The organism is Salinarimonas rosea DSM 21201 (assembly GCF_000429045.1).
GTDB classification, from domain to species: Bacteria; Pseudomonadota; Alphaproteobacteria; order Rhizobiales; family Beijerinckiaceae; genus Salinarimonas; species Salinarimonas rosea.
This window is the reverse complement of sequence record NZ_AUBC01000001.1, coordinates 197,820-214,702: the sequence shown is the minus strand read 5'-3', so window position 1 is coordinate 214,702 and position 16,883 is coordinate 197,820. Positions and strand designations below refer to the sequence as shown.

Below are 16,883 nucleotides of genomic sequence, written 5' to 3'. Positions count from 1 at the left end.
GTCAGCTCTGCGAGGGGATCGTCAGGCCGCGCTGCACGGCCGGGCGGGCGAGGCCGCGCTCCAGCCAGGCCGGCGTGCGCGAGAGCGCGTCCCAGCCGACGATGTCGCCGGCCTCGTAGTAGCCGACCACCGTGCGCACCCAGCCCAGCAGCGCGATATCGGCGATCGTGTAGTCCGCGCCCATGATCCAGTCGCGTCCCTCGAGCCGCGTCTCGATCACCTTCAGGAGCCGCTCGGCCTCGGCCCGGTAGCGCTCCTTGGGGCGCGGGTCCTCGATCTCGCGGCCCTTGAACTTGTGGAAGAAGCCGAGCTGCCCGAAGAGCGGCCCCACCGCACCCATCTGCCACATCACCCACTGCACCGTCTCCCAGCGGGCGGCCGGGTCGGCGGGGAGGAGCCGGCCGGTCTTCTCCGCGAGGTAGAGCAGGATCGCGCCCGACTCGAACAGCGCCAGCGGCCTGCCGCCGGGGCCGTCCGGATCGATGATCGCGGGGATCTTGCCGTTGGGGTTCAGCGCCAGGAATTCCGGCGTCCAGGTCTCGTTCTCGCCGATGGCGACGTAGTGCGGCTCGTACGGGACGCCCGTCTCCTCCAGCATGATCGAAACCTTCGCGCCGTTGGGCGTGGGGGCCGAGTAGAGCTGGAGGCGCTCGGGGTGCTCGGGCGGGAAGCGGGTCGCGATCGGGTGGGTGGCGAGGTCGGTCATCGGGGGGGGCCTTTCCGGCGAGCTGTGCCGTATCGTCGCTTTGACAGATGGTCGCGCGGAAGCCCGGAGCAACGAGGCCGCGCGCCAGGGCGGGTTGGCGTGGGTGCAAGGTGTTCGACGTAACGCCCCCCGAAGTGGGCCAACGTCGATGCAACACCCGCTCCATGTCGCATCCATTCACGATTTGCCGCCCCTGTCCCCCCATGATAGACGCCCCATCTGAGATCGGGCGGACGTGGCAGGCGTCCGCGGGCGTGCGTGCGGACGGCCCCGTCGCGTCGCGCCGGTGAGCGACGCGGGGCACGAGCGAGGCGAACCATGAGCGCGAGCGAAGCGACCGGGACCCACCTGTCCAACTCCTTCTTCTCGGCGGGCCTCGCGGACGTCGATCCCGAGATCGCCGCGGCCATCGAGGCCGAGCTCGGCCGCCAGCGCATGGAGATCGAGCTGATCGCCTCGGAGAACATCGTCTCCCGGGCGGTGCTCGAGGCCCAGGGCTCGGTAATGACCAACAAGTACGCCGAGGGCTATCCCGGCCGGCGCTACTACGGCGGCTGCCAGTTCGTCGACGTCGCCGAGACGCTCGCCCAGGAGCGCGCCCGCCGGCTGTTCGATTGCGGCTTCGCCAACGTGCAGCCGAACTCCGGCAGCCAGGCGAACCAGGCGGTATTCATGGCGCTGATGCAGCCCGGCGACACGTTCATGGGCCTCGACCTCGCCGCCGGCGGGCACCTGACGCACGGCGCGCCGGTGAACGTGTCGGGCAAGTGGTTCAACGTCGTGAGCTACAACGTCCGGCCGGACGACAACCTCATCGACATGGACGCGGTCGCCCGCCTCGCCCGCGAGCACAAGCCCAAGATCATCATCGCCGGCGGCTCGGCCTACTCGCGGCACTGGGACTTCGCCCGCTTCCGCGAGATCGCGGACGAGGTCGGCGCCTGGTTCATGGTCGACATGGCCCATTTCGCCGGGCTCGTGGCCGGCGGCGCGCATCCCTCGCCGTTCCCCCACGCCCACGTCGCCACCACGACGACGCACAAGACCCTGCGCGGACCCCGCGGCGGCATGATCCTCACGAACGACGAGGCGTTGGCGAAGAAGTTCAACTCGGCGGTGTTCCCCGGCATGCAGGGCGGGCCGCTGATGCACGTGATCGCCGCCAAGGCGGTGGCCTTCGGCGAGGCGCTGCGTCCCGAGTTCAAGATCTACGCCCGCGCGGTGGTCGACAACGCCCGCGCCATGGCGGACACGATCAAGTCCGGCGGCTACGCCATCGTCTCCGGCGGCACCGACAACCACCTGATGCTCGTGGACCTGCGCCCGAAGTCGCTCACCGGCAAGGCCGCCGAGCAGGCGCTCGGGCGCGCGCACATCACATGCAACAAGAACGGCGTGCCGTTCGACCCCGAGAAGCCGATGGTCACCTCCGGCGTCCGGCTCGGCACCCCGGCGGCGACCTCGCGGGGCTTCGGCGTGGCCGAGTTCCAGGAGGTCGGCCGGCTGATCGTCGAGACGCTCGACGGGCTCGCGGCGAACGGCGAGGGCGGCAACGGCGCCGTCGAGGCCTCGGTGAAGGAGCGCGTCCACGCCCTCACCGGCCGCTTCCCGATCTACGGCTGAGGAGACGCGGGCGCACATGCGCTGCCCCTATTGCGGAAGCCTCGACACGCAGGTGAAGGATTCGCGGCCGGCGGAAGACTCGGCCTCGATCAGGCGCAGGCGCGTGTGCCCCGATTGCGGCGGGCGCTTCACGACCTTCGAGCGCGTGCAGCTGCGCGAGCTCGTCGTGGTGAAGCGCTCGGGCAAGCGGGTGCCGTTCGACCGCGACAAGCTCCAGCGCTCGATCGACGTCGCCCTGCGCAAGCGCGAGGTCGACGCCGAGCGCGTCGAGCGCATGGTCAACGGCATCGTGCGCCAGCTCGAATCCTCCGGCGAGACCGAGATCTCCTCCGAGCAGGTGGGTGATCTCGTCATGGAGGGGCTCAAGAATCTCGACGACGTGGCCTACGTGCGCTTCGCCTCGGTCTACAAGAGCTTCCGGGAGCCCAAGGATTTCGAGGAGCTGCTGATCGGGCTCGGCCGCGCCGCCGGCGCGAACGCGGCCGTCGCCGCCGCGGTCCCGGCCGAGGAGCCGGCCAGCCGGGAGCCCGCCTCCACGTCCGCCGATCCCGCCGCGAGCGGCGTGCGATGAGCCCGGCCGCGGGGCGCGCACCCGTCGCCGGAGAGATGACCGCCGGCGATGCGCAGGCGCAGCGCGACGTCGTCTACATGCGCAATGCGCTCGCCATCGGGCGGCGCAACCTCGGCCTGACCGCGCCCAACCCGAGCGTCGGCGCCGTCCTCGTCTCCTACGCCTCCGGCGAGCCGGTGGTCGTCGCCCGCGGCATCACCCAGCCCGGCGGGCGCCCGCACGCCGAGCGCGTGGCGATCGATGCCGCCGGGCCGGCGGCGCGGGGTGCGACGCTCTACGTCACGCTCGAGCCCTGCTCGCACCACGGCAAGACGCCGCCCTGCGCCGAGGCGGTGATCCACGCCGGCGTCGCCCGCGTCGTCTACGCGCTGGCCGACCCCGATCCGCGGGTGAGCGGGCGCGGCGCGGCGCTCCTGCGCCAGGCGGGTCTCGCCGTCACCGGCGGCATCGAGGAGGCGGAGGCCGCGCGCAGCCACATCGGCCACGTCACGCGGGTGACCAAGGGCCGCCCGGCGGTGCTGCTCAAGCTCGCCCGCACCGCCGACGGCTACGCCGCCGCCGCCTCCAACGAGCGGCTCCTGATCACCGGCGCCCTCGCGAACGCCCGCGTCCACCTGATGCGCACGCATGCGGACGCGATCCTGGTCGGCCTCAACACCGTCGTCGCCGACGACCCGCGGCTGACGACGCGGCTGCCGGGGCTCGAGCACCGCTCGCCGGTTCGCGTCGTCGTCGATTCGACCCTGGCGCTGCCGCTCGAGGCGGGGATCGTCCAGAGCGCCGGCGCACCGCCGACCTGGGTGATCACCACGATCGACGCGCCCGTCGCCGCCGAGCGCCGGCTCGTCGCCGCGGGCGTCGAGGTGATGCGGGTGGGCGCCGACGAGCGCGGGCGCGTGCGGCTCGACGAGGGCCTGCGGCTGCTCGCCGTGCGCGGCGTCACCCGCGTCTTCTGCGAGGGAGGGCCGGCTCTGGCCGAGGGGCTGGCGCAGGCGGATCTCGTGGACGAGCTCGCCATCGCGACGGGTCCGCGCCGGCTCGCGGCGCCCGGCCTCGCTGCCGTCGGCCCCGCGCTCGCGCGCCACCTCGAGACGCGCCTGCGGCTCGTCTCCGAGGAGCCCGCGGGCGAGGACGTATTCCAGCACTACGAGAGGGCGTGAGCCATGTTCACCGGCATCGTCACGACGATTGGTCGCGTCACGGCGGTGGAGGACCGCACCGACCAGCGGCGCCTCACGATCGCCTGCGACTACGACCCGGCGACGATCGCGATCGGCGCCTCCATCGCCTGCTCCGGACCCTGCCTCACGGTGGTGGAGCTGGGCGGTGTGGCCGGCGACATGTGGTTCAGGGTCGACGCGGCGGCGGAGACGCTGGCGCGCACAACCGTCGGCGCCTGGGGGGAGGGGACCCGCGTCAACCTCGAGCGCTCTCTCAAGATCGGCGACGAGCTCGGCGGCCACATCGTCACCGGCCACGTGGACGGGCTCGCCGAGATCGTCGCGCGCAGCGAGGTGACCGCGGAGGAGACCGGCTGGGGCGCGACCGCCCGCTTCGACCTGCGCGTTCCCGCTCCCCTCGCGCGTTTCGTCGCCGAGAAGGGCTCGGTCGCGCTCGACGGCTGCTCGCTGACGGTGAACTCCGTGGACGGGGACGTCTTCTCCGTCCTGCTCATCCCCCACACGCTCGCGCACACGACCTTCGCGGAGAAGGGCCCGGGCGACCGGGTCAACCTCGAGGTCGACCTGATGGCGCGGTATGCCGCGCGGCTGGTGGAGGCGCGGGGGTAGGGGTTGGCGCGGCGCGTCGGGTCTGCGATCCTCTCGCGACCGATGGAGCCGCAAATGGTCGAAATCCTCATTCGCGACGTCGCCGACGAGGTCTTCACACGTCTCCAGACCCTTGCGCGGGCGCAGGGCAAGTCGGTGAGTGACGTGGCCCTGGATGCGCTGCGCTCCTTCATGGCGCCCTCGCAGGCGGAGTTCCTGGACATCGCGGAGCGGATCTCGGCCATGGGACCGCGCTTTCCCGGAAGCAGCGTCGACCTGATCCGCGACGATCGCGACAGTGACGACGCCTACCGCTGACGGCACCGACCGTGGTCCTATCGGCCCGGCGCGATCATCGGGCCGGCGTCCCTCTCCATACCTGGCTAGCGTCGGCACACATCTCCGGGCGCCCCAGTCGATGCCGAGTTTGCGCCGAAGGTCGAGGCAGGCTTTCTCCTTCCCTGTAGGGGAAGGTGGCGCCGCGCCGAAGGCGCGGTGACGGATGGGGCGCGGCGCGCAGCGATGCGTTCCGCGAAGCGCAAGTTTTGGTCTCCGGGTTCGCGCCCCGTTCGTTTCGGCTTTGCCGAACGCGCGTGCCGCGCGCCCCATCCGTCTCGGCGCTGCGCGCCGATCCACCTTCCCCTACAGGGAAGGAGAAGCATCGGCGCTCTCGGCGCGCAGTCTCTGCGACGCTGCTCGTGCAGAACCCGAGTGATCCGGGACGATGCGTGAATCGACCAGCCACCCCTGGTGAGACGTCACTCCCAAGCCACCCAGCGCCCATGAAAGTCGGCGCGCGCGAGCGCCTGCGTCTCTCCGCCGGGCCAGAGCGTCAGCGTCAGCGCGGCCGAGCCGCGGGTCTCGTCCGCCTCCATCGCCACCCGGGCGAGCGGCGCGTCGGCGCTGGCGCGGGCGGCGGCTGCGGCGAGCGCCGCCTCGATCCGGGCCTTCGCGGGGGCGGGGAGGTATTGCCAGACGATGGTATGGAAGACGACGGTCACGACCCCCGGCCGCGGCGCCTGCGCGAGCCGCGCCTCGATCCAGTCGGCGGCATCGGCGCGCTCGACCCGCCAGGGTGCGGCGGCGGCGACGTCGCAGGCGGCGGCCGTGGTCTCGAGCCGATCCGGCTGGTCCGGCCAGATGTAGGAAAGCAGCCGCTCGCGATCCGCCGGCGCGCCGGGATCGAGCGGATTGCGGTCGCAGCCGGCGCGATCGGCGACGACGAGCGGCGTCGCCGGGTCGGGATGCGCGCCGCGCCAGGCGCAGCGGATCACGACCGGGCTCGTGCCCTCCCGCGCCGCGACGGCGAGCGCATAGCCGTAGCGCTCGAGCCCGAGATTGAGCCCGGCGCTGGCGCCGATCTCCAGGAGCGACAGCGGCAGGCCGGTCTTCTGCGCCACGATCAGCAGGGCGCCAATGAGCGCGCCGGAGCGCTTGACCTCGTTCGTCTGCGGCGCGGAGTCGAGGTAGGCCGTGAGGAACGCGTCCTCCGCGGCGAGTGACGCCGCGAGCGCGTCTGCGATCCGTGGGGCGTCGAAGCCGGCGGGCGGGTAGGCCCGTGTCAGGGCGGGGACGCGGCCGGTGCGTGCCAGCGCGTTGAGCGCACCCGCGGCGCGCAGCGCCAGTGCGTCCGCGCCCGGGTCGCCCTCCCAGGACGCGATCCGGCGCCCGAAGGCGCTATCCGTGTCGAGCTGCTTCGCGAGGAGCCCGCACAGGTCGGCGGTGAAGGGCGAGCCCAGCGCACGGCAGGCCTCGGCCTGGCGCAGGAACGCGGCGCGGACGAGTTCGGGGAGCGGGGTCACGGCCGGGCGGTGAGCCGGATCAGGCACGCACGCGACCGGCGCCCTCGCGGGCGATGCTGTTCGACGCGTCGATGGACAGCGCACGGCGGTAGCTCTCGCGCGCCTCGTCCGCCTGACCCGAGCGCTCCAGCGCGACGCCGCGCCAGGCCCAGGCGTCGGCGTTCTGGGACTGCACGTTGAGCGAGGCGTTGAGGTCCTCGATCGCCTTGTCGTAGTCGCCGAGCGCGATCAGGCTCTGGCCGCGGCCCTGGTAGGGCGCGGCGACATAGGGATTGCGTTCGATCGCGGCGTCGAAGTCGAGCACCGCCTCGCGATGCTGGCCGAGGCGCTGGTAGACGAGCCCGCGGGCGTGGTGCGCCTCGGCCGACTCGGGGTTGACCCGCAGCGCCTCGTTCAGGTCTGTGAGCGCCGCGGCCGTGTCGCCGCGCGCGCGCAGCAGGTTGGCCCGGCCGATCCGCGCCGGCGCGTAGTTCGGGTTCGACGCGAGCGCGCGCGTGAAGTCGGCGAGCGCCTCGTCGTCGCGGCCGGTCTGGCGCAGCGCCAGCGCGCGGTTGGTGAAGGCGGCGGCGTTCGCCGGGTCGAGCTCGATCGCGCGTGTGAAGTCCGCGAGCGCCTCGCGGAACTCGCCGGTGCGCGCGTAGGCGGCGCCGCGGGTGTTGTAGGCGGTGGCGTCGTCCGGATTGTTGCGGATCACCTCGGTGAGCGAGGCGATGTTCGTGCCCGCCACCGCGCTGTCCTGACGCTCCAGCACGGCGACCTGCTGGGCGGGGCCGCGCGCCACGGTCTCGCAGCCCGCGAGCGCGATGCCGGCCAGGAGGAGCCCCGTCAGCCGCATGCCGCGGCGCGTCCCGTCGTTGGTCGTGATCATGCTCGCCTCTCCCCGGCGCGATGCGCGCCCGTCGTTCTGCGCCCGTGCCCCGTCGCTCGCGTGCATACTAGGGTGCGAGGCCGCCCGCCGAAAGCCGGCTTCCATGGCCACCTGAGACACGAATGGGGCGATTCCGGGCCCTTTCCGAGCCGCGGATCGCCACATCGGTCCCGCGTGCGCGCCTCAGCGGGCGGGCTTGGGCTTCGACGGCAGCAGGCCCTCGCGCTGCATCCGCTTGCGCACGAGCTTGCGGGCGCGGCGGACGGCCTCGGCCTTCTCGCGCGCCTTCTTCTCGGAGGGCTTCTCGTAATGGCCGCGCAGCTTCATCTCGCGAAAGATGCCCTCGCGCTGCATCTTCTTCTTGAGCGCGCGGAGCGCCTGATCGACGTTGTTTTCACGGACGAGAACCTGCACGCGTCGAGTTCCTTCGGTTGATGCGCCGGCGATGTCGGATGCGGGATGAGCTACGGGAACCTGGACGGCCGAGCGCAGGCTCGCGCCTCTCGCGCGCCTCGGCCGGTGGATGCTGCGCTTAGCAGAATCGCCGAGGGCTGTCGAGGCCCGAGATCGGTCCCGGAGACCGGCCCCGAACGCCTGCGTGCGCTGGCGTTCACCGCGCCTCCGAGAGCCGCGTGACGTGCCCCATCTTGCGCCCCGGCCGGGCCTCGCCCTTGCCGTAGAGGGTGAGCCGCGCCCCCTCGTCGGCGAGGAGGTCGCGCCAGGCGCCCGCGTCCCCGCCGATCAGGTTGTCCATCGTGACGATCGGGGCGCGCCGTGCGGTCGGGCCGAGCGGCCAGCCGCAGACGGCGCGCACGTGCTGCTCGAACTGCGAGGTCGCGGCACCGAAATCCGTCCAGTGGCCGGAATTGTGCACCCGCGGCGCCAGCTCGTTGACGACGAGGCGCTCGGTTGCGCCCTCGCGCACGAGGAACATCTCCACCGCGAGAACGCCCACATAGTCGAGCGCCGCGGCGATGCGCGCCGCGACGTCCCGGGCCGCCGCCTCCGTCGCGGGCGCGACCGCGGCGGGAACGCTGGTGCGGGCGAGGATGCCGTTCTCGTGGCGGTTCTCGCACAGGTCGTAGACCGCGAGGCTGCCGTCCGGCGCGCGGGCGGCCACGACGGAGACCTCCGCGGCGAAGGGCACGAAGCCCTCCAGGATCGCCGGCGCGGAGCCGATGGCGGCGAGCGCCGCGGCGGGATCGTCGCCCTCGCGGATCACGACCTGGCCCTTGCCGTCGTAGCCGAAGCGCCGCGTCTTGAGGATCGCGGGCCGCCCGAGCTCCGCCAGCGCGGCGGCGAGCGAGGCCGCGTCGTACACGGCGCGGAAGGGCGCGACGGGGATGCCGAGCCCCTCGACGAAGCGCTTTTCCGCGAGCCGGTCCTGCGCGGTGGCGAGCGCGGCGAGGCCCGGGCGCAGCCGCGCCCAGCGTGCGACCGTCTCGGCGGCGGAGACGGGCACGTTCTCGAACTCGTAGGTGACGACGGCGCAGTGGCGGGCGAATTCCGCGAGCGCCTCGCCGTCCGCGAAATCCGCCGTGGTGGCGCGGGCCGCGACATCGAAGGCGGGACTCGCGGGCGCGTCGTTGTAGACGTGCACCAGGAGGCCGAGCCGTGCGGCCTCGGCCGCGATCATCCGCCCGAGCTGGCCGCCGCCCAGGATGCCGAGGACGTCGCCGGGCGCGACCCCGCTCATCGCACGCCCTCCACGATCGGCGCGTCCGTCGGATGCTCGGCGACGCTCTGCGACTGGCGTGCCCGCCACGCCTCCAGCCGCTCCGCGAGCGCGGGGTCGCGGAGCGCCAGGACGGCGGCCGCCAGCAACGCCGCGTTGATCGCGCCGGCGCGTCCGATCGCCAGCGTCCCGACGGGGATGCCGGCGGGCATCTGCACGATGGAATAGAGGCTGTCGACGCCCGACAGCGCCTTCGATTCGACCGGAACGCCGAACACCGGCAGCGGGGTGAGCGCCGCGACCATGCCCGGCAGGTGCGCCGCCCCTCCGGCCCCGGCCACGATCACCTCGACGCCCTGCGCCTTCGCGCCCTTCGCGAAGGCGAAGAGCCGCTCGGGCGTGCGGTGCGCCGAGACGATTCGCGCCTCGTGGGCGACGCCGAGCGCGTCGAGCGTCTCGGCGGCATGGCGCATCGTCGCCCAGTCGGACTGGCTGCCCATGACAATGGCCACGGGGGGCCGCGCGGGCGGGGTGGTCTCGGTCATGCGGCTCCCTCGCGGGTGGGCGAGAACGCCCGTCAGGCGATGATGTCGGGGAGGATCTCGTCCTCGATTCGGTGGATGCGGTCGCGCAGCGTGAGCTTGCGCTTCTTCAGCCGCTGCAGCTGGAGGCGATCGTACACCGGCGCGGATTCGAGCGCCTCGATCGCCCGGTCGAGATCGCGGTGCTCCTCCTTCAGCCGCGCGAGCTCGGACTGCAGCTCGGCGGAATCAACCCCGTCGTCCACTCTCGCGCTCCACCGTGACCAAACGAGCCGGTGCGTCTTCACGCATTGCACACCAAGAGCGACAAAACCCCGCCGCCGTCAAGGTCCGAGCGTCGCCGTTCAACTCTTCAGGGTTGCGGCGCAGCACGAGAAAGCTTCGACAGGCGAATGATTCTGTGAGAGCATCGAGGCGTTCGAAGCGAACACTGGAAGGGAGACGACGCATGTCGCTGAATAGCCACTTGGCCGAGCTCGAGCGCAAGCACCAGGCACTCGAGCAGGAGATCCAGAAGGCGGTGACGAGCCCTTCGACGAGCGACGAGGAGATCGCCCGGCTCAAGCGCAGGAAGCTGGTTCTCAAGGACCAGATGACGCGCCTGCGCGACGGCGATCGCGTGGAGGAGACGCTCCACTGACGGAGCGGTCATCGCATTCCAGAGGCCGAGTAGACGGGGCGTCGTGAAGCCCCAGGCAGCGTCGCCGCCGTTCGGGAGACCGAGCGGCGGTTTTCGTTTTCGAGGGGGCGCCGGTCAGAGCAGCAGCCCGTACGTCCCCAGCACGGTGGTGACCAGGAAGAAGGCCCATTGCGGCATGCGCCACGGCCAATGCCCGCCGCGCACGCCCAGCACGACGTTCAGGATCGCCGCTGCGCCGCTGAACACGGTCGCCGCGACGGCGAGCTCGAGGCTCGCGCGCCCGCCGGCCGCCAGCGCGTAGGCGAGCGCCACACCGCCCAGCGCGATCGTGACGAGATGCCAGCAGAAGTAGTGCGTGTCGCGCACGGCCGGATGCAGCCCGTCGCCGCGCAGGAGCGGCCGCGCGATGTGCGCGCCGCCCGCCAGGAGGTGGACGAGCGCGGTGACGGCCGCCGACACGGCGGCGAGGGAGAGGAGGAGGGGCTGAGACACGGCGTCGGCGCTCCGATACGGCTTCGTGGTCCGTCGCGCCTCGCGGGCGGCGCTCAGGGAATCCGGTCGCGCCGCACGCTGTCGAGCAGCGGCGCGTATGCCCCCCGAACCTGCTCCACCTCGGCGATCTTTCCCGCGAACACCCCCCAGTCGTCCCCCTCCGCGATCGCCGCCCACACCGCCTCGACGTCCTCGATCAGCATCGTCACAGGCGCCTCGCGCGCGAAGTACGGGTGCGCCATTGCCTCGTCCCGGCGCGGGTGCGGGCGGGCGGCGCGCAGCGCGGCGAGGGCGTCGGACCATTCCGGGTCGTCGTAGATCGCGGCGTGCGGGCTCGCGGCGAGGCGGGCGGGGTCGGCGCCGCCGACGAGGTCGAACATCGCGCGCTCGAAGGGCACGTCCGTGCGGGCCATGGCGCGGTAGACGAGCGCCGGCGCATCCTCGCTTCCCGCGTCGTCGGGGTCGAGCGCGAGGCGGGCGCGGGCGAGGCGGGAGAGGTGGGCGTCGAAGATCTCGCCGAAAGGGGTCAGCGCGGAGACGAGCGCGTCGTCGGGGGCGAGGTGGCGCAGGCAATCGGCGAGCCGGCAGAGGTTCCAGTGCACCGAGGCCGGCTGGCGGCCGAAGGCGTAGAGGCCGGTCTGGTCGAAGTAGGCGGCGGTGAAGCCGGTATCGAGCGTGGGCAGGAACCGCCACGGCCCGTAGTCGAAGCTCTCCCCGGTGATCGTGGTGTTGTCGGTGTTGAGCACGCCGTGCACGAACCCCGCCTGGAACCACTCCGCCGCCATACGCGCCACCGAGTCGGTGACGAGCCCCAGGAAGCCGACGGCGCGGTTCTCGGCCTTCGCCGCCTGCGGCCAGTAGGTCTCGATGGAGTAGGCGAGCAGCCGCTCGATCTGCGCGCCCTCGTTCAGGTAGAGGAAGCGCTGGAACGAGCCGATGCGCACATGCGAGTGCGACAGCCGCACGAGGACGGCGGAGCGGGTGGGGGAGGGCTCGTCGTTGCGCACGAGCGCCTCGCCGGTCTCCACCAGGGAGAACGATTTCGAGGTGTAGACGCCGAGCGCCTCCAGCATCTCGGTCGCGAGCACCTCGCGCACGCCGCCCTTCAGGGTGAGCCGCCCGTCGCCGGTGCGCGACCACGGCGTCTGGCCGGAGCCCTTGGTGCCGAGGTCGAGGAGCCGCCCGTCCTGCGCATCGCGCATCTGCGCATAGAGAAAGCCGCGCCCGTCGCCGATCTCGGGGTTGTAGTTCTGGAACTGGTGGCCGTGGTAGCGCAGCGCCAGCGGCTCGGGGATGTTGCCCGGAAGCGGCGCGAAGCGGGCGAGATGGGCGATCCACTCCGCCTCGTCGAGCCCGTCGAGGCCCACCCGCGCGGCCCAGCGGTCGTTGCGCCAGCGCAGGACGGTCGCCGGGAAGGGCGCGGGGGAAACGCGGTCGTAGAACGCCTCGCCGAGGGCGAGGTGGCGCGGGTCGGGCTGGTAGCGTTCGGTCGGTGGCATCGCGCCATCGTGCCCGCCCGCGGCGCCCGGCGCAATGCGCGTCTCGCCGCCGGCGTCTTCAGGATGCGCCGGGAGGGACCCGCGCCTGCTTCATCCAGCCCTCGAGCGCGTCGGCGAGGATGGCGTCCTCGGGCGCGCGGCGCAGGTGATCGAGCACGTGCTGCGCGATCGCGACGTCCTCGATGGCCGGCGGGTCGGCGAGGACGATGTCGAGCGCCTCGTCGCGCTCGGCCTCGAGCCGCTCGAGGAAGGCGCGACGGCGATCGGGATCGATCCAGCTCAGGTCGGAGTCGATCGTCTGCGCGACATCGCGCAGCCGGAGCAGCATCTTCTGCTTCTGGGACAAGGAGCTCGACACGTCATCCTCGGCTCGATCCGGATGGTGGCAAGATGCCACGGAACGAAACGCCGTCGTCTTCCCGAGATTTCAGGCACAGCCATCGTCCCGGTCGAATCGGCGCCCGGGAACATCGTGGCTGCGCAAGTTGGCGGATGTAAGAAGCCGGCCGTAACAGGAGTTGTACTGTTTCTCTCTGCTCCAGGCATCCTCGGTTGCTCGGGTCGCCGGATGGCGGTAGGATCGCCGGCATGATCGACGAGGCGACCCATCCGAACGCCGGGAGCGAGGCGCGAGAGGCCCGCATGCGGGAGGCCGCGGGGCCCGGCCGCGCGCCGGCGATCCTCGTCTCGCTCGGCGTCGCGGCGCTCGCGGGCGCGGGGCTCCTGATGTGGGCGGCACAGGGGCCGGCGGTGTTCAACGAGGTCGTTCTCGCCGCATTGGCATGGTGCTTCTGAGGGCGTATCTCGGGCGCACCGCACGCGCACGCCCGAGAGACACCAGATGACCGACCGCACCCGCCGCCTCGTCCTGCCGCTCGCCGCCTTCCTGTTCGGCGTCGTCGCGCTCGGCATCGCCGCGGTGCTGACGCTCACCCCGCAGGGCCGCGAGGTCGCGGCCTCGGACGTCGGCGGGCCGTTCACGCTCGTCGACCATTTCGGCACGCCGGTGACGCAGGCGGACTTCCTGGGCGAGCCGCACCTCGTCTTCTTCGGCTTCACCCATTGCCCGGACGTGTGCCCGACGAAGCTGTTCGAGATCGCCGAGACGCTCGACGCGGTCGAGGCGCGCTCCGGCCGCAACCTGCGCGCGCTGTTCGTCACCGTCGATCCCGAGCGCGACACGCCCGACATCATGCAAGCCTACGTCTCGAGCTTCGACGACCGCATCCTCGGCCTCACCGGCACGCCCGAGCAGGTGGACGCGGTGGTCTCCGCCTACCGCGCCTTCGCCCGCAAGGTCCCGCTCGACGACGGCGACTATACGATGGAGCACACGGCGATCGTCTACATCATGGACGAGGAGGGCCGCTTCGTCGCGGGGCTGAACACGGCCAAGGCGCCGGCCGACGCGGCGGAGGAGCTGCTGGGGCGGATTTGAGCGGCCCGCCCGGAGAGCAACGCATCCTTCGTCATTCCGCGGGCGCCTCCTCCCGCCGCCCGCTCCCCCGCCGGTGCACGATCCGAGACCACCGCGCGGCAAGGCGTGCGCCGGGCGTCGGGGGCGGGGGGAGGCCGTGGGAGGTCTTGTGCCAGTGGTAGGGGCGGCGCACGAGATCGTGGAGGCCGCGCCACGCGCCGACGCTGACGAGGAAGAGATAGAGCGGGATCGTCGGCACGAGCCGCACGAGGTCGCGTCGCCCCCGTCGGCGCAGCGCGAGGCCAGCGACGGCGCAGGTCGTGGCGAGGCCCCAGGCGCAGGTCGTCGTCGCGAGGATCGCGATCGGGAGCGGCAGCGGGGCGAGCGCCGCCGCGACCCAGGCCGGGTCCGGCCCCGGCACGAGCGCCGCGCCGATCCCGCCCGCCACGAGCGAGGCGACGACGACCAGCGTCAGCGGATAGAGCAGCGCGGAGAGCACCGTGCCGCCGACGAGGAGCCAGACGATCGCCACCCGTCGTGCGCCCAGCACCGCGATCGACCGGCGCGGGTCGCGCGTGTGGGTGAGCAGCGTCTGGACGAAGCCCTTCATCCAGCGCGAGCGCTGGTTCAGCCATTGGCCGAGGCGGGTCGGCGCCTCCTCCCAGGTGGCGGACGGCAGGTCTCCCGTGCGCAGGCCGAGCGCCGCGAGGCGTAGGCCGATGTCGGCGTCCTCGGTGACGTTCCATGCGTCCCAGCCGCCGATGGCCCGCAAGGGGGCGGTGCGGAAATGGTTCGACGTGCCCCCGAGCGGGATCGGCAGGCCGAGCCGGATCAGGCCGGGGTTGATCACGTCGAACAGGGCCGCGTACTCGATGGCGAACAGGGCGGGGAGCCAGCCGTCCCGCGCGTTGTGGATGGCGAGCCGCGCCTGGAGGCAGGCGAGGTCCGGCCGCTCCCGGTCGAAGGCGGCGACGGCGAGGCGCAGCTGGTCGCGCTCGGGCCGGTCCTCCGCGTCGAAGACCACCGTGAACGTGCCGCGCGCCAGCGGCAGGGCGGCGTTGAGCGCACGCGGCTTGGTGCGCGGCTCGCCCGGCGGCACCACGATCGTCTCGAAGGCCCCCGGCAGCGAGAGCGCGTCGATCGCCGCCGCGGTCGCGCCGTCGTCGGCCTCGACGAGGAGCTTGATGTCGAGCTTCTCCGGCGGGTAGTCGAGCGCGAGGAGGTCCTCGGCCAGCCGGCGCACGACCCGCGCCTCGTCGGCGAGCGGCACGAGGATGGTGTAGACCGGCAGGTCCGCGTCGGGGATGCGTGCCACGGCCCGCAGCGGCGCCGTCGCGACGCTCTCGAGGCAGGTGGCGAAGCGGATCGTGGCGAGCACCACGAACAGCACGCAGGCGAGGGCGCCGAGGGCGACGAGGACGCCGTCCAGCACCGCGGCGCCCGCCAGGATCGCCAGCGCGACGAGGGCGATGGTGCGGCGCTGACCGATGCTCGGCCCGCCGCGGTAGGAGAAATGCGGCGTGCGATCCGCGAGCCCGTGCGCCGCGCGCCGTGCGACCGCCGCGCCATGGAGCGCGAGCATCGCCTCGCGCAGCGCCCGCGGGGTGGCGAGGGCCAGGCCGTTCGGGGCACGCCCCCGGGCGACCAGCGCGCCGACCGCCGCACCCCGGGGCGCCGCAACGGTCGCCGGCGCGCCGGGCGGTCCGGGAGCGAGCGGCGCCCGTCCGGCGAGGAGGCTCTCCGGCATGCGCGCATGCGGGCCGAGACGCGGGGTCGCCAGGAACGGCGCCCCGATCTCCGCGGCGAGCGCGCGGTAGAAGCGCTCCTCGCCGAGGAGGCCGCGGGCGAGGAGGGCATCGCAGGCGGGCACCGCGCTCGTCCGCGCCGCGCGAGCGGCCGCGACGAGCGTCGCGTGCGGCACGTCGTGCCGCAGGAGAAAGGCGATGTCGCCGGGCAAGCCCTCCCCGTCCGCTGCGCCGCCGGGCGCGCGGTTCTCGGCATCGGACATGTCAGCACCCCCTTCTCGTCCGTTCCGATTGCAATTGAGCGGACCAGATTACGGAAAGCTACGGTTTCACGCGTGTGCTCTCGGGGTGATTCGCGCGGGTGTATAGGAGGCCGGAAAGCAATCGAGGGCCCGGCCGCCGACGAGCCCGCGCGGCAGGAGCGCGCGCGGCGATCGGCGGATCGACCTGGTCGAGCGGCGCATGTCCTCCAGGCGAACGGGGGCGCCCCGCCGCGGCCCGAGGCGAAGGACCGTTGACGCCGCGGGCACCACCGCATTAGCTCCTGCACACTCAACCGGAGGACCGCCAGCCTTGTCCTGTCCCGTCGGCCGCATCCTCGCGCCGCTCCTCCTCGCCCTCCTCCTCGCGACCCCCGTGCAGGCGCAATCCCCCGCGGTCGTCCTCCCGGAGCCGGCGATCCCGAACTTCTGGGACCCGCGCGCCCCGCGCGAGCCGGTGGAGCTGCCGTCCGGGCGCACGATCCGGTTCCTCACCAGCCCGGATTTCCCGCCGCTGCACTTCCTCGGCGCGGACGGGGTGCCCACGGGGTTCGTGGTGGAGGTCGCCCGGGCCGCCTGCGTCGAGGCGGGAGTGGCCTGCACGATCCAGGCGCGGCCGTTCGAAACGCTGCTTCCGGCGCTCGCGGCGGGGGAGGGGGATGCGGTCGCCGCCGCCTTGCGGATCACCGCGGAGCTGCGGGAGGACCATGCGGTCACGGCTCCCTTCTTCCGCTTCCCGGCCCGGCTCGCCGCGCCGGCGGCGGCAGCCGCCGGTTTCGACGTCGAAGCGGTGGAGGCGGCGCGGGTCGGCGTCGTCGCCGGCACCGCGCACGAGGCCTATGTCGAGACCTTCTGGCCCGGCGCCACGCGGGTGCCCGCGCAGACGCTGGCGGAGGCGCAGGAGGGGCTGCGCGCCGGCGAGACCGATCTCCTCTTCGCCGACGGGCTCGCGCTGGCGCTCTGGGTCGGCGGGCGGGCGTCGGAGGGATGCTGCACGCTGGTCTCGGGCCCCTTCCTCGACAGCCGCTTCTTCGGAGAGGGGATCGGCTTCATCTTCCGCCCGGGGGACGCGCGGCTCGCGGAGGCCTTCGACGCGGCGCTGGCGCGGTTGTGGGCGCAGGGGACCTACGCCGAGATCTACCTGCGCTTCTTCCCGGTGGGGCCGTTCTGAGGAGACGGCGCGAATCCGAGGCGCGCTGGAGGTTCCCGCGGCGTTTAGGCTGCCCATCTACGCGCCGCCGCACCGCCGTCGCCGAAACCGGGGCGGTTCGTGG

The 16,883-nt window shown here is 72.9% G+C and carries 20 protein-coding genes; 9 read left to right on the top strand and 11 right to left on the bottom strand.

From position 1 onward, the window contains the following. Window position 1: 1 nt before the first annotated feature. On the bottom strand, window positions 2–706 hold the full coding sequence (locus G407_RS0101080; RefSeq protein WP_029029319.1) for a glutathione S-transferase family protein: 705 nt from the start codon (window positions 704–706) through the stop codon (window positions 2–4). 318 nt (window positions 707–1,024) lie between these two features. Here G407_RS0101080 and glyA point away from each other — a divergent pair, with 318 nt between their 5' ends. From glyA to G407_RS0101055, 5 genes are read left to right on the top strand one after another with little or no spacing between them, the layout of a single operon-like run. Next, a complete protein-coding gene (gene glyA / locus G407_RS0101075) occupies window positions 1,025–2,329 on the top strand; it encodes a serine hydroxymethyltransferase (RefSeq protein ID WP_029029318.1) in 1,305 nt (434 codons plus the stop codon). Between the two features lie 16 nt (window positions 2,330–2,345). Beyond that, the gene (nrdR, locus tag G407_RS0101070; RefSeq protein ID WP_029029317.1) at window positions 2,346–2,900 is read left to right on the top strand and encodes a transcriptional regulator NrdR; all 555 of its coding nucleotides are present in this window, start codon (window positions 2,346–2,348) and stop codon (window positions 2,898–2,900) included. Then, on the top strand, window positions 2,897–4,060 hold the full coding sequence (gene ribD, locus G407_RS0101065) for a bifunctional diaminohydroxyphosphoribosylaminopyrimidine deaminase/5-amino-6-(5-phosphoribosylamino)uracil reductase RibD (RefSeq protein WP_043538612.1): 1,164 nt from the start codon (window positions 2,897–2,899) through the stop codon (window positions 4,058–4,060). The genes nrdR and ribD overlap by 4 nt, the downstream gene beginning before the upstream one ends. A 3-nt stretch (window positions 4,061–4,063) precedes the next feature. Further along, window positions 4,064–4,690 (top strand): riboflavin synthase, encoded by a 627-nt coding sequence (locus G407_RS0101060; protein WP_029029315.1) that lies wholly within the window; start codon window positions 4,064–4,066, stop codon window positions 4,688–4,690. A 54-nt stretch (window positions 4,691–4,744) separates the two neighbouring features. Beyond that, window positions 4,745–4,987, top strand: coding sequence for a hypothetical protein (locus G407_RS0101055; RefSeq protein ID WP_029029314.1), 243 nt, complete (start codon window positions 4,745–4,747; stop codon window positions 4,985–4,987). 440 nt (window positions 4,988–5,427) lie between these two features. On the opposite strand, the gene G407_RS0101050 is transcribed toward G407_RS0101055, so the two are convergent. From G407_RS0101050 to G407_RS0101025, 6 genes are all read right to left on the bottom strand, one after another. Then, window positions 5,428–6,471 carry a DUF2332 domain-containing protein gene (locus tag G407_RS0101050; protein WP_029029313.1) on the bottom strand — a complete coding sequence of 348 codons (1,044 nt, stop codon included), beginning with the start codon at window positions 6,469–6,471 and terminating at the stop codon, window positions 5,428–5,430. Between the two features lie 19 nt (window positions 6,472–6,490). Then, window positions 6,491–7,339, bottom strand: a complete 849-nt coding sequence (locus G407_RS0101045) for a tetratricopeptide repeat protein (RefSeq protein ID WP_029029312.1) — start codon at window positions 7,337–7,339, stop codon at window positions 6,491–6,493. Window positions 7,340–7,522: 183 nt separating this feature from the next. Further along, window positions 7,523–7,753: a 30S ribosomal protein S21 gene (gene rpsU / locus G407_RS0101040; RefSeq protein WP_029029311.1), complete on the bottom strand. Its 231-nt coding sequence runs from the start codon at window positions 7,751–7,753 to the stop codon at window positions 7,523–7,525. A gap of 196 nt (window positions 7,754–7,949) precedes the next feature. Then, window positions 7,950–9,035 (bottom strand): 5-(carboxyamino)imidazole ribonucleotide synthase, encoded by a 1,086-nt coding sequence (locus G407_RS0101035; RefSeq protein WP_029029310.1) that lies wholly within the window; start codon window positions 9,033–9,035, stop codon window positions 7,950–7,952. Then, the gene (gene purE / locus G407_RS0101030; RefSeq protein WP_029029309.1) at window positions 9,032–9,559 is read right to left on the bottom strand and encodes a 5-(carboxyamino)imidazole ribonucleotide mutase; all 528 of its coding nucleotides are present in this window, start codon (window positions 9,557–9,559) and stop codon (window positions 9,032–9,034) included. Before purE ends, G407_RS0101035 begins: the two co-directional genes overlap by 4 nt. Before the next feature lie 32 nt (window positions 9,560–9,591). Then, complete coding sequence (locus tag G407_RS0101025) at window positions 9,592–9,801, bottom strand: YdcH family protein (RefSeq protein WP_029029308.1); 210 nt, start codon at window positions 9,799–9,801, stop codon at window positions 9,592–9,594. A 203-nt stretch (window positions 9,802–10,004) separates the two neighbouring features. Between G407_RS0101025 and G407_RS0101020 the strand changes: the two genes are divergently transcribed. Beyond that, a complete protein-coding gene (locus G407_RS0101020) occupies window positions 10,005–10,196 on the top strand; it encodes a YdcH family protein (protein WP_029029307.1) in 192 nt (63 codons plus the stop codon). Window positions 10,197–10,310: 114 nt separating this feature from the next. On the opposite strand, the gene G407_RS0101015 is transcribed toward G407_RS0101020, so the two are convergent. Genes G407_RS0101015 through G407_RS0101005 form a run of 3 tightly spaced genes read right to left on the bottom strand, consistent with a single transcriptional unit; the run spans window position 10,311 to window position 12,545 of the window. Continuing rightward, complete coding sequence (locus G407_RS0101015) at window positions 10,311–10,688, bottom strand: hypothetical protein (RefSeq protein WP_029029306.1); 378 nt, start codon at window positions 10,686–10,688, stop codon at window positions 10,311–10,313. A gap of 53 nt (window positions 10,689–10,741) precedes the next feature. Beyond that, window positions 10,742–12,187 carry a protein adenylyltransferase SelO family protein gene (locus G407_RS25010; protein ID WP_043538611.1) on the bottom strand — a complete coding sequence of 482 codons (1,446 nt, stop codon included), beginning with the start codon at window positions 12,185–12,187 and terminating at the stop codon, window positions 10,742–10,744. 58 nt (window positions 12,188–12,245) lie between these two features. Continuing rightward, window positions 12,246–12,545: a hypothetical protein gene (locus tag G407_RS0101005; RefSeq protein ID WP_029029305.1), complete on the bottom strand. Its 300-nt coding sequence runs from the start codon at window positions 12,543–12,545 to the stop codon at window positions 12,246–12,248. 230 nt (window positions 12,546–12,775) lie between these two features. On the opposite strand from G407_RS0101005, the gene G407_RS25005 reads away from it, so the two are divergent. Beyond that, window positions 12,776–12,982, top strand: a complete 207-nt coding sequence (locus G407_RS25005) for a hypothetical protein (protein ID WP_043538610.1) — start codon at window positions 12,776–12,778, stop codon at window positions 12,980–12,982. A gap of 46 nt (window positions 12,983–13,028) precedes the next feature. Then, window positions 13,029–13,625, top strand: a complete 597-nt coding sequence (locus G407_RS0100995; protein WP_029029304.1) for an SCO family protein — start codon at window positions 13,029–13,031, stop codon at window positions 13,623–13,625. 31 nt (window positions 13,626–13,656) lie between these two features. Here the strand turns inward: G407_RS0100995 and G407_RS25000 are convergent, their stop codons facing one another. Then, complete coding sequence (locus G407_RS25000; RefSeq protein WP_084327148.1) at window positions 13,657–15,612, bottom strand: glycosyltransferase; 1,956 nt, start codon at window positions 15,610–15,612, stop codon at window positions 13,657–13,659. 310 nt (window positions 15,613–15,922) lie between these two features. Between G407_RS25000 and G407_RS0100985 the strand changes: the two genes are divergently transcribed. Then, window positions 15,923–16,780, top strand: a complete 858-nt coding sequence (locus G407_RS0100985) for a transporter substrate-binding domain-containing protein (RefSeq protein ID WP_245258993.1) — start codon at window positions 15,923–15,925, stop codon at window positions 16,778–16,780. Window positions 16,781–16,883: the final 103 nt, after the last annotated feature.

Bases quoted from the DNA above. Each gene is read 5' to 3' on its own strand.
- G407_RS0101045 (WP_029029312.1), bottom strand. From the start codon at position 7,339: ATGATCACGACCAACGACGGGACGCGCCGCGGCATGCGGCTGACGGGG.
- G407_RS0100995 (WP_029029304.1), top strand. From the start codon at position 13,029: ATGACCGACCGCACCCGCCGCCTCGTCCTGCCGCTCGCCGCCTTCCTG.
- nrdR (WP_029029317.1), top strand. From the start codon at position 2,346: ATGCGCTGCCCCTATTGCGGAAGCCTCGACACGCAGGTGAAGGATTCG.
- G407_RS25005 (WP_043538610.1), top strand. From the start codon at position 12,776: ATGATCGACGAGGCGACCCATCCGAACGCCGGGAGCGAGGCGCGAGAG.
- G407_RS25010 (WP_043538611.1), bottom strand. From the start codon at position 12,187: ATGCCACCGACCGAACGCTACCAGCCCGACCCGCGCCACCTCGCCCTC.
- ribD (WP_043538612.1), top strand. From the start codon at position 2,897: ATGAGCCCGGCCGCGGGGCGCGCACCCGTCGCCGGAGAGATGACCGCC.
- G407_RS0101060 (WP_029029315.1), top strand. From the start codon at position 4,064: ATGTTCACCGGCATCGTCACGACGATTGGTCGCGTCACGGCGGTGGAG.
- G407_RS0101080 (WP_029029319.1), bottom strand. From the start codon at position 706: ATGACCGACCTCGCCACCCACCCGATCGCGACCCGCTTCCCGCCCGAG.
- G407_RS0101035 (WP_029029310.1), bottom strand. From the start codon at position 9,035: ATGAGCGGGGTCGCGCCCGGCGACGTCCTCGGCATCCTGGGCGGCGGC.
- purE (WP_029029309.1), bottom strand. From the start codon at position 9,559: ATGACCGAGACCACCCCGCCCGCGCGGCCCCCCGTGGCCATTGTCATG.
- G407_RS0101055 (WP_029029314.1), top strand. From the start codon at position 4,745: ATGGTCGAAATCCTCATTCGCGACGTCGCCGACGAGGTCTTCACACGT.
- G407_RS0101020 (WP_029029307.1), top strand. From the start codon at position 10,005: ATGTCGCTGAATAGCCACTTGGCCGAGCTCGAGCGCAAGCACCAGGCA.
- G407_RS25000 (WP_084327148.1), bottom strand. From the start codon at position 15,612: ATGTCCGATGCCGAGAACCGCGCGCCCGGCGGCGCAGCGGACGGGGAG.
- glyA (WP_029029318.1), top strand. From the start codon at position 1,025: ATGAGCGCGAGCGAAGCGACCGGGACCCACCTGTCCAACTCCTTCTTC.